Below are 16,224 nucleotides of genomic sequence, written 5' to 3' on the forward strand. Positions count from 1 at the left end.
TGATAGAAAATAATTTACAAGCGGAAGCCTAAGTTGAAGCCGATGTTGCGGGTAGATGGGATAGCCACTGACTCTGCCCCGGGAATAACGGTACTTCCAGCAACCGAGGAAGTCTCCGGGTCAATGTGGGGTACTTTTGTCCATAAAGCCAGGTTGCGGCCAACGATGGAAAAGTTAACACCCCGGATAGGCAGCTTTCCTAACACTTTATCAGGAATGGTATAGCCAAATTTTACTTCCCGGAGTTTTGCAAAGGTAGCATCAAAAATAGCCCCTTCCAGTACACTTCGGCCCAAAGTAAAAGCGGTATGCCATTCACGGGCACTTAATTCGCGGTCCGTTGGCTGGCTGCCATTCACATGAAAGGAGTTAGATCCGTCTGAATTTTTAGTCAGAATAACACCTGGCGAATAAACCCCATTGCCCTCTACAGACAAGTCGTATCCGTTGGCGCGGCCTTCCAGGGTTTCTATTAACTGTCCGCCTTCGCGGCCAACTACATAACTATGTGAATATACCTGGCCACCATACCGGATGTCGAATAAGAAGCCAAGGTTAAAGTTTTTGTAAGAGAAGGTGTTGTAGATACCGCCAAGCCAGTCAGGATTGTAGTTCCCTAGTTTTACCGTATTGCCGGTACGCAGCGGACGGCCATTTTCATTGATGATCTGTCCTACATATTGCCCACTTGGGTCGTAATATGGACTGGCTGGATCATTGCTTACCCGCTGATAGGCAAATCCGTACATATCTCCCATGCGTTCTCCTACGCGTGCTTCCACAGAGAAATACCGGTCGGCCAACTGGTATCTCTGGATGCCAGCTGCCAGTTCTTTCACTTCGCTCCGGTTGCGCGACCAGTTAATGTCTATATTCCAACGGAAACCATTGTTTTCTGCTTGTACCGGCACCAGGTTCAACATCACTTCCCAGCCTTGATTCCGGATCAGACCGGCATTCTGCACAACAGTTCCATAGCCTGTGGTGTTAGACAAGGGCACGAAGATGATCTGGTTCCGGCTGTCGTTACGGTAGTAGGTTACATCCAGCCCAATGCGATTGTTGAGGAAGCGAAGGTCTACGCCATATTCCTGGGAAGCACTAATCTCTGGTTTCAGGTTCAGGTTGGGTATCTGCGAAACTTCCCCAAAGGTAGGCGTGGTGCCCCACGGAGTAGCCGGATTGAATGGCTGGGCAAACTGATAGGGTTCGGTATCATTTCCCACCTGGGCAATTCCCGCCCGTAGTTTAGCAAATGATATAAATGCAGGCAACACAAAAATATCACTCACCACGGCACTTAAGGAAGCAGAGGGATAAAAGTACGAATTATCGGCTGTTCCTTCTACGCCATTCGGTAAGGTAAGTGTACTGGCCCAGTCGTTCCGGGCAGTCAGGTCCAGGAACAGAAAGTTGCGGAAACCTACTTGTGCCTGGGCAAACAGGCTGTTCACTTTTCGTTTAGTCATCGTAGACCCATATTCCAGAGGCACTCTCGCGTTGTTGATGCTGTACACCCCTGGAACCGTTAATTGGGAAGCAAATACATCCAGGTAATCAAACGTATTTACCCGCTGGTTTCCCCCTAAGGTAGCATTGAGAGTAAAGTCTTCGCCAAAACTTTTATTTGCTTGCAGCAATAAATCTGAGTTCCTTTCGATGGTTTCGACTGTTTCGCGGCGGAAGGAGCCGAACGGATAGCGCTGTGTGCTAAACGCCCTCCTGCGTGAACGTAACTCATCTGCGTAATCTACCTGGGTACGGGCTTGCACACTCAGCCAATCGGTAAGCAAATAACTTAACGTAATATTTCCAATGATGCGGTCTACATTTTGTCCATTGGTGTTTTCATAGACATTAAAATAGGGATTGTCGTGGTAGTTATAATTGAAGTTGAACTGCTGAATATCTTCCAGACCTGGCTGCCAGTAATTGCGTAAAGCCTTGGTATCAATCTGGCGGCCATACCAGCAGTTGAACAAGTACATAATGTTTTCTGTACCATAACTCAGGTTGGGCCGGTTGTCGCTGTTGCTGCGGATATAGTTTACATTGGCTCTGGCAGTAAATTTTTTTGTTAGCTTGTAGCCCCCATTGAAAGCAAAAGTATTGCGCTTTAAGTCAGTATTAGGCACTATCCCTTTCTGATCCAGATTGGTATACGACAAGCGGAAATCACCGAATTCGTTGCTGCCAGTAAGGGCTATGTTGTTGGTAAACGTCTGCCCGACCTCAAAAAAATCTTTAATATTATCAGGATGTGGACTAAAAGGCGTAGCAGTTGCATTTCCTGGTCCACCTGGCACCTCTGTATCACCAGCCCGTAAGCCTTTATTGGTAGGTGAATCATGCTGCACAATCAGTTGTCCTTCCATTTTAGGTCCCCAGTTTTCGTCTACGCCATCTTGTAAGCCCCCGCCAGAACCATCTTTGAAACTAAACTCGCCGCCTAAGCCTTGGCCATACACATTCTGGTAATCTGGCAGGCGCAGCGGGGTATCAAAGGTAACATTGGAATTGACAGATATGCCTAACCCTTTGGTATTTTTGCCACTTTTGGTGGTTATTACCACTACCCCGTTGGCTGCTCTGGAACCGTATAACGCTGAAGCATTGGCTCCTTTTAACACCGTCATAGATTCAATATCATCCGGATTAATAAACCCTGCTCCATTTCCATAATCTGCTTCCTGATTGTTACGGCCAGACGATCCTACAAAGTTATTGCTTATGGGCATGCCGTCGATAACAAACAGCGGTTGGTTCGCATTGATATTCAGCGAGCGTTCACCCCGGATGGTAACTCTGGAAGAACCACCAATCCCAGAAGGGCTGCTTACAACCGTTACACCGGCAATTTTTCCGGCAAGCTGATTCACAACATTGGTTTCCCGTGCCTGAATGAGGCTTTCTGAGCTAATTTTTTGAGTTACGTACCCTAGTTCCCGCTGCTGTTTTTCAATACCCAGAGCCGTTACTACCACTTCAGAAAGCGAAGTAACATCTGTTTCCAGCTGCACATTGATTTCGGACCGGTTGGCAATCGGAATTTCCTGAGAAGCATACCCGATAAACGAAAAAACAAGCGTAGTTGCATCTTCCGGGACACTAAGGCTATACCGGCCATCTGCATCAGTCGTAGCGCCGGTAGTTGTTCCCTTAACCAGAATGGTTACACCAGGCAATGCAGACGATTCAGAGGCTGAGGTTACCCTGCCCGACACTTGTTTTCCTTGTGCCTGGCTTGTTCCAATGGTTGCTATGGATAGCAGAAACAGGCATACCCATAGCTGAACCAAGGTAGGTAAAGGCCGTTTTCTTTTCGGCCAACGCTTAGAATGTAGCGTATTTTTCATAGATTTGTACGTTTTAATAAAGGTTTAGGATTTTGTTAAGACATAATAAGGCCACTCTACTGCCAGGCAGTAGTTATTTTGCGGTAACTGGTGCGAAAAGGAGTAGAAAACAGGTATTATTGGGCCGGGACTGTTGCCGCAGTTCCGGCTTTTTGCTTTTTCCTACTCAGCAACTTATGCTTTTTTTTTGTACATAGGCATCTGGTTTACAGGTCAGGAAATTAGACAGGTTTATGTGAACGAGTAGCAGGTATTCCAGGTATTTTATACATTACATCCGGTACAGAAGCAAACTACCAGATGTGGTAAACAATCAATTATTCAACTTCTATGTGCTTTTAACACGTCAAATATAAAAATGTAAAGTTTACTTATATTAAACAGTTCTTTAATTATTTGTTAATTTATAAAAATTTTTCTTTCATTTGTTTAATATAAATAAACAATAATATTTAAGTAACTTTAAGTAAACCTGAGTATTGTATATTTCCCGCGGCAACTCCTGCTATGGAAATACTTTACACCTGTTAAGCCTGTTTACACTTTACATATCTTGAAGCAAAACAGCGACATAACTAGCTACCCTTTTATGAATGGTCAGATAATACTCAGGATTGGAAAAAAGATCAGAGAAATACGCCAGAGGCAACAAGTAAAATTACACGAACTCGCCGAAGAGGCCCAGATCAGCAAAGGCTTATTGTCGAAAATTGAAAATGGCCGCACCATTCCTTCTTTGCCTGTACTACTTTCCTTAATACAGGTGCTGAAGATAGAAATGAGTGAGTTTTTCAATGGCATTGAGTTAAATGGAGGCGGTAGTTATATCCACAAAAAAAAGGAAGAATATATTCCTCTGGAAAAAGAAGAAGCCATCGGTTTTTTGTATCAGTTGATCGTAAGTCAGAATATATTAAACATGGCATTTGAAGCAGTCATCCTTCAACTGGAACCAGACTCGAAGCGGGAGAAAGTAGTGACGGATGGCTATGAATTTAAATTTGTGTTGAGCGGAGAAGTAGACTATCACCTGGGTGAAGAGATCGTAGAACTGAAAGCCGGAGATTCGCTTTTCTTCAATGGAAAAATACCCCATGTTCCGGTAAACAAAAGCCAGCATGCGGTTTCTATGCTGGTAATCTATCTGCTGGTACCTACTGAATAACTATTGACAAAGTTTATGGACTTACAAGAAAAACATAAGGCAGTAACTGCAGAAATATTTGCGCTCTATGAAAAGCACGGAGCAGAAGATTATATTGGCGAGCCTGTATCCCAACTGGAGCATATGGCGCAGAGTGCCCAGCTTGCGGCCAAACAAGGATTTGATGAAGAAGTAATTCTGGCGGCCTTTTTCCACGATATCGGCCATTTTCTGTCTTCCGACCAAACGCAGCAAATGGATGGCTATGGCGTGATGAGCCATGAAAAATTGGGAGCTAACTTTTTACGAAGCAAAGGGTTTCCAGAACGGGTAGCCAAGCTGGTCGAAAGCCATGTACAAGCCAAACGGTATCTGACGTTTAAACACCCTGACTATTATACTCAACTCTCAGAAGCCAGCAAACGGACATTGGAATTTCAGGGAGGCCGCATGAGTGCATCAGAAGCGGCTGACTTTGAAAAAGATGAATTGTTTGAGTTAAGTATCCGGATGCGGAAATGGGATGAACTAGCCAAGGAAGAACATGTTCCCCTACCCGATCTGGCCATCTACAAACAAATGTGCTTGAATTGCCTGAATAAAGCTGAGAATTCCTGATCAGGTAGGCACTTTCCCAAATTGAATACCCAATGTAAATCAAGCAATTAGTCATTATTCATTACTCCCTAGCCTCCCACCTGCCAGCTGGCAGTAATAGCATTTGCTTGCAGAACTTCTTCAGCCAGGCCAAAAGAGAGGGTCATGCCGGCGCCACTGAGGCCATTTACAATGGTTACTCCTTTTTCCGGCTGTGCAATGAATTCGGTTTGTCCGGGAAGTTTTGGGTAAATGCCATGCCAGCGTTGGGCAATATGGGTGTCCGGGAAATGAGCAAATGTATGCAGGTAGTTTAGAATAATCTGGTCTATCTCATCTTTATCGAAAGGATCTGGTGTAAGGTCATATTCATGCGAATCGCCAATGGTAAGTTCGCCAAGCCGGGTTTGAGAGAGCAACACATGAATGCCCCATTTTTCAACTTCTGGCGATTCTGCTAATACTCGTTTATCCAAAGCAGCCAGGCTGGTACAATGCCTGAACGAAGCATAATGACGTAAGGTAAGACCGGCACATAAGGCAGGTCCCAGCTGCCATCCTCCAGGCTGAGAACCGGTACGCATCATCTGTAGTTTACATTTGGTTAAGCCACTGCCCGCAAAAACAGACGGGTATAAAGTTTCAAAATCCGCCCCACTGCATACATATACATGATCTGTTTGCCACCGTTCCACAGCTGTGTCTACATACGGCATGGTGATAGAAGTAACAGCCGTGCCAAACCTGAATTGCACACTATACTGCGATTCCAAAAAAGCCGGCAACTGACTGATTACTTCCCTCGGATCAACGGTTAGTTCAGTTGTACTCCATAAACCTGCCAGCAATCCATGAGTTTTTGCCGCACTACTTTTCTGGCTTACTTCCTCTGGTGTCAGCAATTGGCACTGGTAGCCATGCCCTGGTGCCGTAGTCATAAATTCTTCCAGTACCGCCAGTTCATCCTGGTTATATACCAGATGCAAACAACCAGTTTGTGCTGCATATAAATCTGCTTTATTTACCAGTTCCTGCCATACCTTGCGGCTGTTCAGCGCCCGTTCATACGCTTTCCCAGGCGCCTGGCCAATAGGCCATATCAGTCCAAAATTACGGATAGAAGCACCTATGGCTTTAGTGTTTCTTTCAAAGACTATTACTTTCAGTCCTTTTTTGGCGGCTGTATAGGCAATCGCCAAACCCATAATTCCAGCACCTACTACAGCTATATCCGCGGTTTTATTATTCTTCAGTATCATACGTTGGTCAATGAAAGTCAATTCTCTATTACTCAACTAAGCGGTGCAGCATGAAAAAAGCTAATCAGTTTTTTTTCCCTTATTCAAAAGCAGCTTTCACTGGCTTTCCAATCCAGCAGGCGGGAGGCACATACCCCAGCACATACGCCAGGGTGGCGGCTGTATCATAGGTATTAATAAATTCCTGTATTCGATAGCCTTTCTTCACCCCAGGCCCGGCAATGATCCAGGGAATATCCCGTTCTTCCGGCGTGTCTCCGCCATGGCCTTTGCCTTTGCCTCCATGATCGGCAGTGACCAGAATAAGAGTTTGATTATAGATATTGGCTTGTTTTAAGCTTGTCAGAATTTCCCCGATCAACCGGTCAGCTTTTTCTACGGAAGAATAATAGTTGGCTGTACCGTGTCCGAAATCATGTCCGGCGTGGTCTACATGATCCAGATGTACAAACGTAAAAAAGGGCTTATTTGCCTTAATGTATGTGGCCGCTTCCCTGGCTGTTCTATCTTCTCCTCTGGCATCGGCAATAAGTGTAGGGACACCAGGTTCGACCAGCCGGCCAAACCCATCCCAGTCATAAAAACAGGCAATATCTGCTTCTGACTTGTTGCTGCGGATCACTTTGAAAATAGTAGGAAAGGTTTCTCCCTCCTTTCCTTCACAATAGGCCTTGTTTCGGATATCCGTCCGTTCCCAGTCATTGGAGGTAATTTCATGCTCTTTTGGGGAAGCCCCCATGATCATGGATGCCCAGTTGGGACTGCTACTGGATGGCATCACCGCTTGAGCCTTGAAGGAATGCGCCCCTTGTTTAACCAGGTCATCCAGGTTTGGTGTTTTCGCTTTCATTATTCCATCAGGACTTAATCCATCCACCCCAATTACTACAATATGTTTCACATTTGTAAACTGCTGTGCATAAGATAGTGAGCTTAGCAGTAAGCCAAGGTACAAAATCAGGAAAGCTTTCATAAAGTAATTTATGGATACACGGTTGAAAATCAACAGTAAGAAAGCGGAAAGCTACTAAATTTCTTTATCCGCTAGCAAGAAAGGCAGTTAAATAATCTTAACGAAAAGTTTACTTACAGGCAACAAAACAGATCTTCGTCAGCAAGGGCACCCGTTTAAACAGACCTGTTTTATTCAGCCGCAACAGACGCTATATTCATCAGAGGGAGCAACTCAGATAATTGACTGATAATATGTGTATGCGGCTCTTTAACGAGTGCTTCTTTGGTAAACGCACCGGTGGTTACTCCTACTACAAAGCGGCACCCAGCGGCTGTTCCTTGCTGCAAATCTGAAGCGGTATCGCCTACTTTAGCAACCTGCTTGGCATCAGTAACACCAGTCAGTTCCATAGCCCGGAATATCATATCAGGATACGGACGTCCTCTGGCTACTTCATCGCTGGTAATGCTTACATCTAGCAAGCCTTTTTCCTGCCACCCGAGCCGCTTCAGGATGGTGTCGGCAATGCGGCGGTCGAATCCAGTATCAATGGCTACTTTTATCCGGTTTTTACGCAGTACATCAAATAACTGACTTACTCCTTCGATCTCCCGTACTTCCGGCGCATGCTGATAGTAGTTTACCATCTCATTCTGGAAGTTTCTGAATACCTGTTGAATAAAAGCTTCCTCCGGGTTTGCATGGCCTCTCAGTTTGAGCAGTTCATAAATAGCTACAGGTTTAGGATAGCCCATTACGTCGTTGGCTTCGTTCCGGCTAACGGATATGCCTTCCATAGCAAAGGCTTTTTGCAAAGCAGCATGTACATTATCGTTATCTTTTACAGTAGTACCTGCCATATCAAAAACTACAAGTTGGATGGTCATGAAATATATAGTTAGGTGTGAAGAACACTGGAACAGGCTTGGCAAATAAAAGACTTCAGCAAACAGCTGCCATTCGTTGCCAATATATAACACTTGTGCTTTCCATCAGTCAGGATGGGGTGTTATTTTTTTGTTACCTATTTTTTGAAGAATAAAAGCAATTTCACCTTGATAGATAATATATTGCTTTTTTATAAAAAACTTGTAACATTCGTAGATAAACGATGGATCATTTACTAAATTCACGATTTATACTTTTTCACGTACATAAACCTTAACCCTTTACTTAGTTGAATACGTTTACTCTCAACCGCCGTCAGTTCCTGAAAGGAGCTTCCGCATCCCTTGCCCTTACTACCTTTGGTGCTGGGGATTTCCAACTTTTTAATCCAGCTAAACCCCTGCGAGTGGGTTTAATAGGAACAGGCTGGTATGGCAAAAGTGATCTGTTCCGCCTCATACAGGTTGCACCTGTAGAAGTAGTAGCCCTCTGCGATGTAGATAAAAAATTACTTGAGCAGGCGGCCACCATGGTTAGCCAGCGGCAACAATCTAAAAAGAAACCCAAGCAGTATGGCGACTACCGGAAAATGCTATCCGACAACAAAATGGATATTGTTTTAATCGGTACCCCAGACCACTGGCATGCCTTGCAAACCATAGATGCCCTGAAAGCAGGTGCCCATGTGTATGTGCAAAAACCGATTAGTGTAGATGTGATGGAAGGCGAAGCCATGGTGGCTGCCGCCCGTAAATACAATAAGGTAGTACAGGTAGGCACCCAACGGAAAAGCACCCCCCATTTAATAGATGCTAAAAAGAATATAGTAGATGCCGGTTTGCTGGGCAACATAAAACATGTAGATATGTGCTGCTACTTCCATATGCGGGCCAATGGCAACCCTCCAACAGAGCCGGTACCAGATTTCCTGGATTATGAAATGTGGACTGGCCCTGCTCCGCTGCGGCCCTACGATGGCTTACCGCATATCCGCTGGTGGCGCACTTTTAATGAATATGGCAATGGCATTATGGGCGATATGTGTGTGCACATGCTGGATACTGTCCGCTGGATGCTCAAACTGGGATGGCCCAAAAAGATTAGCTCTACCGGTGGAATTTATGTGCAGAAAGACGGCAAGTCAAATATTCCGGATACGCAAACGGCTGTGTTTGAATACGAAGGGTTAAATGCTGTATGGCAGCACCGTTCCTGGGGAACCCCTGCTAATCCGGATTATCCCTGGTCATTTACCCTGTACGGCGATAAAGGTACTTTATGGGCAAGCACGATGGCCTACGACTTTATTCCATATGGCGAAGAAAACAAGGACAAAAAAGTACATAAAGATGTCGTGTATGAGAAAGAGAAATATCCCGAAGACCTCAATGAAGAAAGAATCGAATTAAATGCAGCCCCTGCTACCAGGTTACATATGCTTGATTTTCTAAAAGCTATTGAGACCAATGGTAGACCGATAGCCGATATTGAGGAAGGGCATATCTCAACGGCAAGTTGCATTATGGCAAACATATCTATGAAAGTAGGCCGCCCTATCGTATATGACCCTGCCAAGCGTCAAATTGTAGGTGACCAGGAAGCAAATGCCTTACTTTCCCGGCCATACCGCCAGCCCTGGCAACATCCGGACCCAGGCACTGTATAATAAATAAAAGAATAATGAACAGCTGAACAAGGAAGGGCGAATGTTGAAGTATTCTCTTCTTTATTCCTACTTCCTTGTTCGGTTTTCGATAGTTAGTTAATATAATAAACCAATCTCCTTTCTGCTCTTGTCTCATGTGGAAGCATGTGTATTCTAGTTGCTTGATTATTGCTTGCCTGGCAGGTCTGTGGAGTTGCACCCCCAAGCCAGCCACAACACCTTCCGATGTAGGGCAGGTTTCCGCCCGTGCTGATGAGGGCCCTTCTCCGGCGCGTACGCCAGCGGAAGAGCTTGCTTCCTTTCAGCTTCAACCAGGCTTGAAAATTCAATTAGCCGCTTCCGAACCCATGGTGCAAGACCCGGTAGTCATTACCTTTGATGAAGATGGCCGCTTGTGGGTGGTAGAAATGAGAGGCTTTATGAACACCATTGATGCAGCTGGGGAAAATGAACCCACCGGGCGCATTTCTGTTTTGGAAGATACCAATGGCGATGGCCAGATGGATAAAAGCACCATCTACCTGGATAGCCTGATTATGCCCCGGGCTTTAGCCTTAGTACCTGGGGGAGCACTGGTTGCCGAAAATCAGGCATTATGGCTAACGCAAGACAAAAACGGAGACCTGAAAGCAGATACCAAAACCCTGATCGACAAAGAGTACGCTGGCAGTGCCCTACCTGAACATTCTGGAAACGGCCTCTGGCGTGGCCTGGACAACTGGTATTATAATGCCAAATCACGGCTCCGCTACCGGTTTATTAATGGTGAATGGCAGCGGGACAGCACCGAGTTCCGGGGTCAGTGGGGCATTAGCCATGATGATAAGGGGAGATTAATTTACAACTACAACTGGTCTCAGCTTCATGCCGACCTGGTGCCGCCAACTTACTTCTCCCGTAATAAAAACCACACCTCCACTACTGGCATCGATCATGGCCTGACCACCGACCGAAGAATCTACCCTATCCGCCCCAATCCTGCCGTTAACCGGGGATATATTCCCGGCACCCTGGATGAAGAGGGTAAATTACTCGAATTTACAGCAGCCTGTTCTCCGCTATTTTACCGGGGCACTTCCTTATCCAAGGAATTTTATGGCAATGTATTCGTCTGCGAGCCTTCCGGCAATCTGATAAAACGGAATGTAGTGAAGGAAAATGGCTTGCTGCTTTCTGCCTATGACCCCACACCAGGAAAGGAATTTCTGGCCTCTACCGATGAACGGTTCCGTCCGGTACACATGGCATCCGGGCCTGATGGCGCATTATATGTGGCGGATATGTACCGTGGTCTGGTTCAGCATGGAGCTTATATTACTCCCTACCTCAAGGAACAAACCTTGCTTCGTAACCTGGTGCTGCCAGTACACCGGGGACGCATCTGGCGTATTGTTCCGCAGGAATGGAAACCTACCAAACCTGAAAAGCTTTCTTCACTTTCATCAACCGGCCTTATAAGCAAGCTTGGGCATTCTGACGGATGGTACCGGGATATGGCGCAACGGCTGTTAGTGGAACGGAAGGATAGCAGTATAAGAAAGACATTAATTGATTTTGCCTTAGCAGGAAAAGATGATCTTGGCGGCTTACATGCACTGTGGACGTTGGAAGGAATGAATATGTCAGATCCAGACCTGCTGCTGACTTTACTTTCCGATCAGAATACGCTTGCATGGACTGCTGCCCTGCGTTTGCTGGAACCTCTGGCAAAGGAAGATCAACAGGTACGGGTAAAGCTGGAAGAAACATTATTAAAAGCATATCCGCAGGCACCCATTGAACACATTCTTCAAATAGCCTTATCTGCTCCGGTGCTGAGTGAAAAAACGGCTCATGCAGTATTAGCCGGAATTATAACGAAACACGATACTTCTGCCCTAATCCGGGATGCGGTCATGAGCAGTTTATATAATCAGGAATATACTTTTCTACAACACCTCTGGCAATCGCCAGCCTGGCAAACAGCCCAGCCCTCCAAAGAGATTTTTCTGGAAATGCTGGCCACCGCCATTATCCGGAAAAGAGATGCCGCAGAGCTTACCCAGCTATTAGCTTTACTAAATACCAATAAAGGAACCCTAGGATGGAAAGAGAAAGCCATTGTTACCGGTTTGTCTATTGGGGGAAGCAACAGCAAACTTGAACCCATAAAGCTTACAACGGCTCCAGGTTTGCTGACCCGTTCAGATCATGGCCTTGATCCTTCCCGTCTATCTGCTCTCAAAGATTTATTTGTTTGGCCAGGGCATGAATCTGCCAAAAGCCATCAAGCGCAGAAAAATCCACTTACGGCAGAAGACCAGAAACTTTTTGCCCTGGGCAGGCAACAGTACCTGACTACCTGTGCCGGGTGTCATGGCACGGATGGAGCTGGGCTCAACCGTTTTGCTCCGCCTTTGGCTAATTCCCAATGGGTAACCGGTGATGAGAAACGGCTGGCCCTGATTGTGTTGCACGGCATGGAAGGCCCGGTTGAGGTAAATGGGAAAATTTATACCACGCCAGATATTCTTCCGGTAATGCCAGCACATACCACTATGGATGATGGAGCCATTACAGCAATTCTGACCTATATCCGCAATGAGTGGGGAAATGAAGCCGGCCCGGTGAGCCGTCGCACTGTCGGCACTACCAGGAATACCTCTCAAGGAAGGGTTATGCCCTGGACTGCTACCGAACTGGACAAATACATACAGGTGACCAAAGAAACTACCGGAAAGTAAAGTTCTAATCTGGAAAGTAAAACAAGATAAATATAAGTCAGACACCCATACTTTTTCACCTATCAATCCTATACGCTATGCACAGAAGAGATTTTTTACAGAAAAGCGCGTTAGCCTCCTTTGCCTTATCCTTCCCGGCCATGCCTTCGCTTTTTAAAGATATGCACATGGGTGTAGTAGTGCATTCCTATGCCAGCCGATGGAATCCCAAAGAATCTAGCCAGAAATACCCTGCTTTTACTGATGCTATTCAACTCATAGAACATTGCCACCAGATTGGGGCCGGCGGGGTGCAAGTTGGGGTAAATAAATGGACAACTGACTTTGCTAAAAAAGTACGCGACAAACGGGAGAAGCTGGGAATGTACCTGGAAGGATCTATTGCCTTACCAAAAAAACCTGAAGATGTTTCCCTTTTTAAACAAGAAGTAAAAAATGCACAGGAAGCCGGAGTACAGATTTTACGCACGGTAAGCCTGGGAGGACGGCGGTATGAAACGTTCCAATCCAAAGATGCCTACAACAAATATAAGCAGAATGCCATTGCTGCCTTGCAACTGGCCGAACCGGTGCTGAAAAAACACAAACTTAAACTGGGCGTAGAAAACCATAAAGACTGGTTTGCCGAAGAACTGGTGCAAGTACTCAAACAAATTAACAGCGAATATATAGGAGTAACACTGGATTTTGGCAATAGTATAGCTCTCCTGGAAGACCCTATGCATGTAGTAGAAACCCTGGTGCCTTATACCTTTACTACGCATGTAAAAGATATGGCCGTAGAAGAGTACCCGGATGGATTTCTGTTATCGGAAGTACCACTGGGGAAAGGTTTTCTTGATTTACCCAAAATAGTAGAATTGTGTAAAAAACACAACCCAGCCGTTACTTTTAATCTGGAAATGATCACCCGCGACCCGCTAGAAATCCCTTGCCTGAAAGATGAATACTGGGCTACTTTTGACCAGATGAATGGCAAGGAACTGGCCAGAATTCTACGAATGGTCAGGAAGCACAAACAGGCAGAAGGCCTCCCCAGGTTCTCTCAGCTAAGTACCGATGAGCGGCTGGCAGCAGAAGAAGTAAATATACAGCAGTGTCTTGCCTACAGTAAAACTACACTAGGAATTAAGTAAAATTGGTGGCAGATACCGGTTATCTATATTTATGTATTTTAAGATAAAAGCTAATGTTTTACTCTATTCTGTGGCCACTGTTTATAAAAGGTATCTCTAAAAAATTCATTATATAATCATATCACTAAAATACGAATGAGCAACGAAACACTCCCAGGAATAAAACAATTTGATTTAAGCGGAAAATCTGCCATAGTTACCGGAGGGTCTAAAGGACTGGGCTTCGCTATGGCCGCTGCCCTGGCTTCGGCCGGAGCCAATATTATGCTGGTGAACCGAAATGCAGCAGAGGGTGAAAGTGCCGCACAGGTCCTTCAACACGATTTTGGTACACAAGTAATCTCCTTTGCGGCAGATATCACCAATATCGGCCAAACCGAAGCGATGGTAGACAAAGCTATGGATACCTTTGGAAAAATAGACATCCTGATCAACAGTGCTGGCATTAATATTCGGGGGGCCATTGATGAAGTGACACCGGAAGATTTTAATAAAGTGATGGACGTGAATGTAAATGGCACCTGGCTTTGTTGCAGAGCCGTAACCCCACCTATGAAAAAAAATGGCAGCGGAAAAATCATCAATCTGGCCAGTACCCTGGGAGTTGTGGGCCTGGCTAACCGCACCCCCTACACCGCCAGCAAAGGAGCGGTTGTGCAAATGACCAGAGCCCTTGCTTTGGAACTGGCTCCTTTCAATATCAATGTGAATGCCATTTGTCCTGGTCCTTTTTTAACAGAAATGAATTTGCCGATTGCCCATACCGAAGAAGCGAAGAAGTTTGTAGTAGGTGCCACGGCAATGGGACGCTGGGCCGAACTCCGGGAGATCCAAGGTGCTGCTATTTTTCTTGCCAGTGATGCTGCCAGCTATATGGTTGGCTCTTTGCTGATGGTGGATGGCGGCTGGACAGCAAAATAAAGTATGTTTCCTTAACATACAAAAACCGGCCTGGACTCAATTCAGGCCGGTTTTTGTATTTTGGTTGTTGTATCTTAGACCAAGTAGGAAAATATGTAGAGTAGAATAAAAGCTGTACAGGCTAATATTAATGTCCCCAGGCTATGTGTCTGGTTTCCTTGCTTAATATTCATTCCGGAAAGCTGGGTCATGGCCCAGAAAAAACTATCGTTTGCATGTGAAATAGCAATTGCTCCGGCACCAATGGCAAGTACTGTAAAAACTTTTAAAAGTTCTGTATCCAATCCTAAAGTGGGCATCAGCGGAGAAATAATAGACGCAGTTGTAATTAAGGCTACTGTTGATGAGCCTTGTGCTGTTTTCAGAGCCAGTGACATTAAAAAAGGCAGTAATAATCCTACGCTTATACTGCTTAAATTAGAACTTACCAGGTCGGCAATTCCAGAGTTCTGAAGCATTTTGCCAAAAACACCACCTGCTCCGGTAATTAAAATGACTGGTGCCGCCGCCAGCAATGAATCGCCAATCCATCCGGTAGATGACAACAGCTTTCTATCAAACTTTTCGGGCAAAGCAAAGGACAGAAAAGTTCCTAACAACAAGGCAATTACCGGGCTTCCCACAAACATTAACACAGCCGATAAGGCATTTTCTCCGAACGGATGGGTCGGATAACTGGCTACAGAGGCTAATACAATGAGTAACAATGGAATTATAATTGGCAAGGCAGATTTGCCCAAAGAAGGATATTTTGTTACAACTGTGTTTTTTTCTACTTCAGCAAAACGTGGCTCCAGGTGGACTTTACTCACATAATACTTCACAAAAAAGAAGCATGGAATTAATGATAACAAGCTGACGATTATCCCCCAGAAAATAACCATTCCCAGGTCGGCTCCTAAGATACCTGCTGCAGCTATTGGCCCTGGGGTGGGCGGCACCAACGAATGGCTGGCGGAAACCCCAAGAGTTAAGGCCACTGTTGTAGCAGCATAGGGCAGTTTCCCTTTAAAAGACAACGATTTGTTAATGGGGTTCATCATGATAAAGGCACTGTCGCCAAATACGGGAATTGATAAGATCCATCCGGTTATCATCATGGCCAGCATCACAGATTTTTCTCCGATAACCGAAAGGACTTTCTGCGCTATTACAAAGGCGCCACCTGTCTTTTCAAGAAATGTACCGATCATTACGCCTAACAGAATAACCAGTCCTATTTTACCTAACACCCCGCCAAAGCCCTCTTCCACAGACTGGAGAATGAGTTTGGGAGGCATGCCAGCAAGTAAACCGTAAAGAATAGCTCCTACAAAAAGTGCCAAAAACGGGTGAATATCAAATTTAATAATGGCAAGAATAATCAGGGCAAGGGCAAACAGAATGGTCAGCAGGAGAAGCATGCTTTGTAAGGGGAGTTTATTGTGATAGAAAAATATTACTATTTACATAATCATTTGGACTTTGTAAGATATAGGTTTAGCTACGGAATTACAAATGATCTACCCCAATAATATTTTTACAGTGAAAGGTACCTACTATAAAGTGCAGCATAGGCTGGTACATTATTCCAGTACCC

11 protein-coding genes are annotated in these 16,224 nt (G+C 45.2%); 6 read left to right on the forward strand and 5 right to left on the reverse strand.

The window, feature by feature from the left end; genetic code table 11:
- Positions 1 to 14: 14 nt before the first annotated feature.
- Positions 15 to 3,356 carry a SusC/RagA family TonB-linked outer membrane protein gene (locus Q0590_RS22030; protein ID WP_302039774.1) on the reverse strand — a complete coding sequence of 1,114 codons (3,342 nt, stop codon included), beginning with the start codon at positions 3,354 to 3,356 and terminating at the stop codon, positions 15 to 17.
- Between the two features lie 589 nt (positions 3,357 to 3,945).
- On the opposite strand from Q0590_RS22030, the gene Q0590_RS22035 reads away from it, so the two are divergent.
- Both Q0590_RS22035 and Q0590_RS22040 read left to right on the forward strand, forming a co-directional pair.
- Positions 3,946 to 4,521: a helix-turn-helix domain-containing protein gene (locus Q0590_RS22035; RefSeq protein WP_302039775.1), complete on the forward strand. Its 576-nt coding sequence runs from the start codon at positions 3,946 to 3,948 to the stop codon at positions 4,519 to 4,521.
- A gap of 15 nt (positions 4,522 to 4,536) precedes the next feature.
- Complete coding sequence (locus Q0590_RS22040; RefSeq protein ID WP_302039776.1) at positions 4,537 to 5,118, forward strand: phosphonate degradation HD-domain oxygenase; 582 nt, start codon at positions 4,537 to 4,539, stop codon at positions 5,116 to 5,118.
- Between the two features lie 68 nt (positions 5,119 to 5,186).
- On the opposite strand, the gene Q0590_RS22045 is transcribed toward Q0590_RS22040, so the two are convergent.
- The 3 genes from Q0590_RS22045 to Q0590_RS22055 all read right to left on the reverse strand — a co-directional run bounded on the left by Q0590_RS22045 (position 5,187) and on the right by Q0590_RS22055 (position 8,198).
- Positions 5,187 to 6,356, reverse strand: a complete 1,170-nt coding sequence (locus Q0590_RS22045) for a TIGR03364 family FAD-dependent oxidoreductase (protein ID WP_302039777.1) — start codon at positions 6,354 to 6,356, stop codon at positions 5,187 to 5,189.
- A gap of 79 nt (positions 6,357 to 6,435) precedes the next feature.
- Positions 6,436 to 7,329: an alkaline phosphatase family protein gene (locus tag Q0590_RS22050; protein WP_302039778.1), complete on the reverse strand. Its 894-nt coding sequence runs from the start codon at positions 7,327 to 7,329 to the stop codon at positions 6,436 to 6,438.
- A gap of 170 nt (positions 7,330 to 7,499) precedes the next feature.
- Complete coding sequence (locus Q0590_RS22055) at positions 7,500 to 8,198, reverse strand: phosphonatase-like hydrolase (protein WP_302039779.1); 699 nt, start codon at positions 8,196 to 8,198, stop codon at positions 7,500 to 7,502.
- A gap of 290 nt (positions 8,199 to 8,488) precedes the next feature.
- On the opposite strand from Q0590_RS22055, the gene Q0590_RS22060 reads away from it, so the two are divergent.
- The 4 genes from Q0590_RS22060 (at position 8,489) to Q0590_RS22075 (ending at position 14,645) form a co-directional block, all read left to right on the forward strand.
- Entirely contained in the window at positions 8,489 to 9,865 is a 1,377-nt protein-coding gene (locus Q0590_RS22060; RefSeq protein ID WP_302039780.1) for a Gfo/Idh/MocA family oxidoreductase, read from the forward strand.
- A 134-nt stretch (positions 9,866 to 9,999) separates the two neighbouring features.
- Positions 10,000 to 12,588 (forward strand): DUF7133 domain-containing protein, encoded by a 2,589-nt coding sequence (locus Q0590_RS22065; protein WP_302039781.1) that lies wholly within the window; start codon positions 10,000 to 10,002, stop codon positions 12,586 to 12,588.
- A 77-nt stretch (positions 12,589 to 12,665) separates the two neighbouring features.
- Positions 12,666 to 13,724: a sugar phosphate isomerase/epimerase family protein gene (locus Q0590_RS22070; protein WP_302039782.1), complete on the forward strand. Its 1,059-nt coding sequence runs from the start codon at positions 12,666 to 12,668 to the stop codon at positions 13,722 to 13,724.
- A 135-nt stretch (positions 13,725 to 13,859) separates the two neighbouring features.
- Positions 13,860 to 14,645 carry an SDR family NAD(P)-dependent oxidoreductase gene (locus Q0590_RS22075; protein WP_302039783.1) on the forward strand — a complete coding sequence of 262 codons (786 nt, stop codon included), beginning with the start codon at positions 13,860 to 13,862 and terminating at the stop codon, positions 14,643 to 14,645.
- Positions 14,646 to 14,719: 74 nt separating this feature from the next.
- Here Q0590_RS22075 and Q0590_RS22080 read toward each other — a convergent pair whose 3' ends face one another.
- Positions 14,720 to 16,048, reverse strand: a complete 1,329-nt coding sequence (locus tag Q0590_RS22080; protein ID WP_302039784.1) for a GntP family permease — start codon at positions 16,046 to 16,048, stop codon at positions 14,720 to 14,722.
- Between the last annotated feature and the right edge of the window lie 176 nt (positions 16,049 to 16,224).

The organism is Rhodocytophaga aerolata (assembly GCF_030503435.1).
Lineage (GTDB): Bacteria > Bacteroidota > Bacteroidia > Cytophagales > 172606-1 > Rhodocytophaga > Rhodocytophaga aerolata.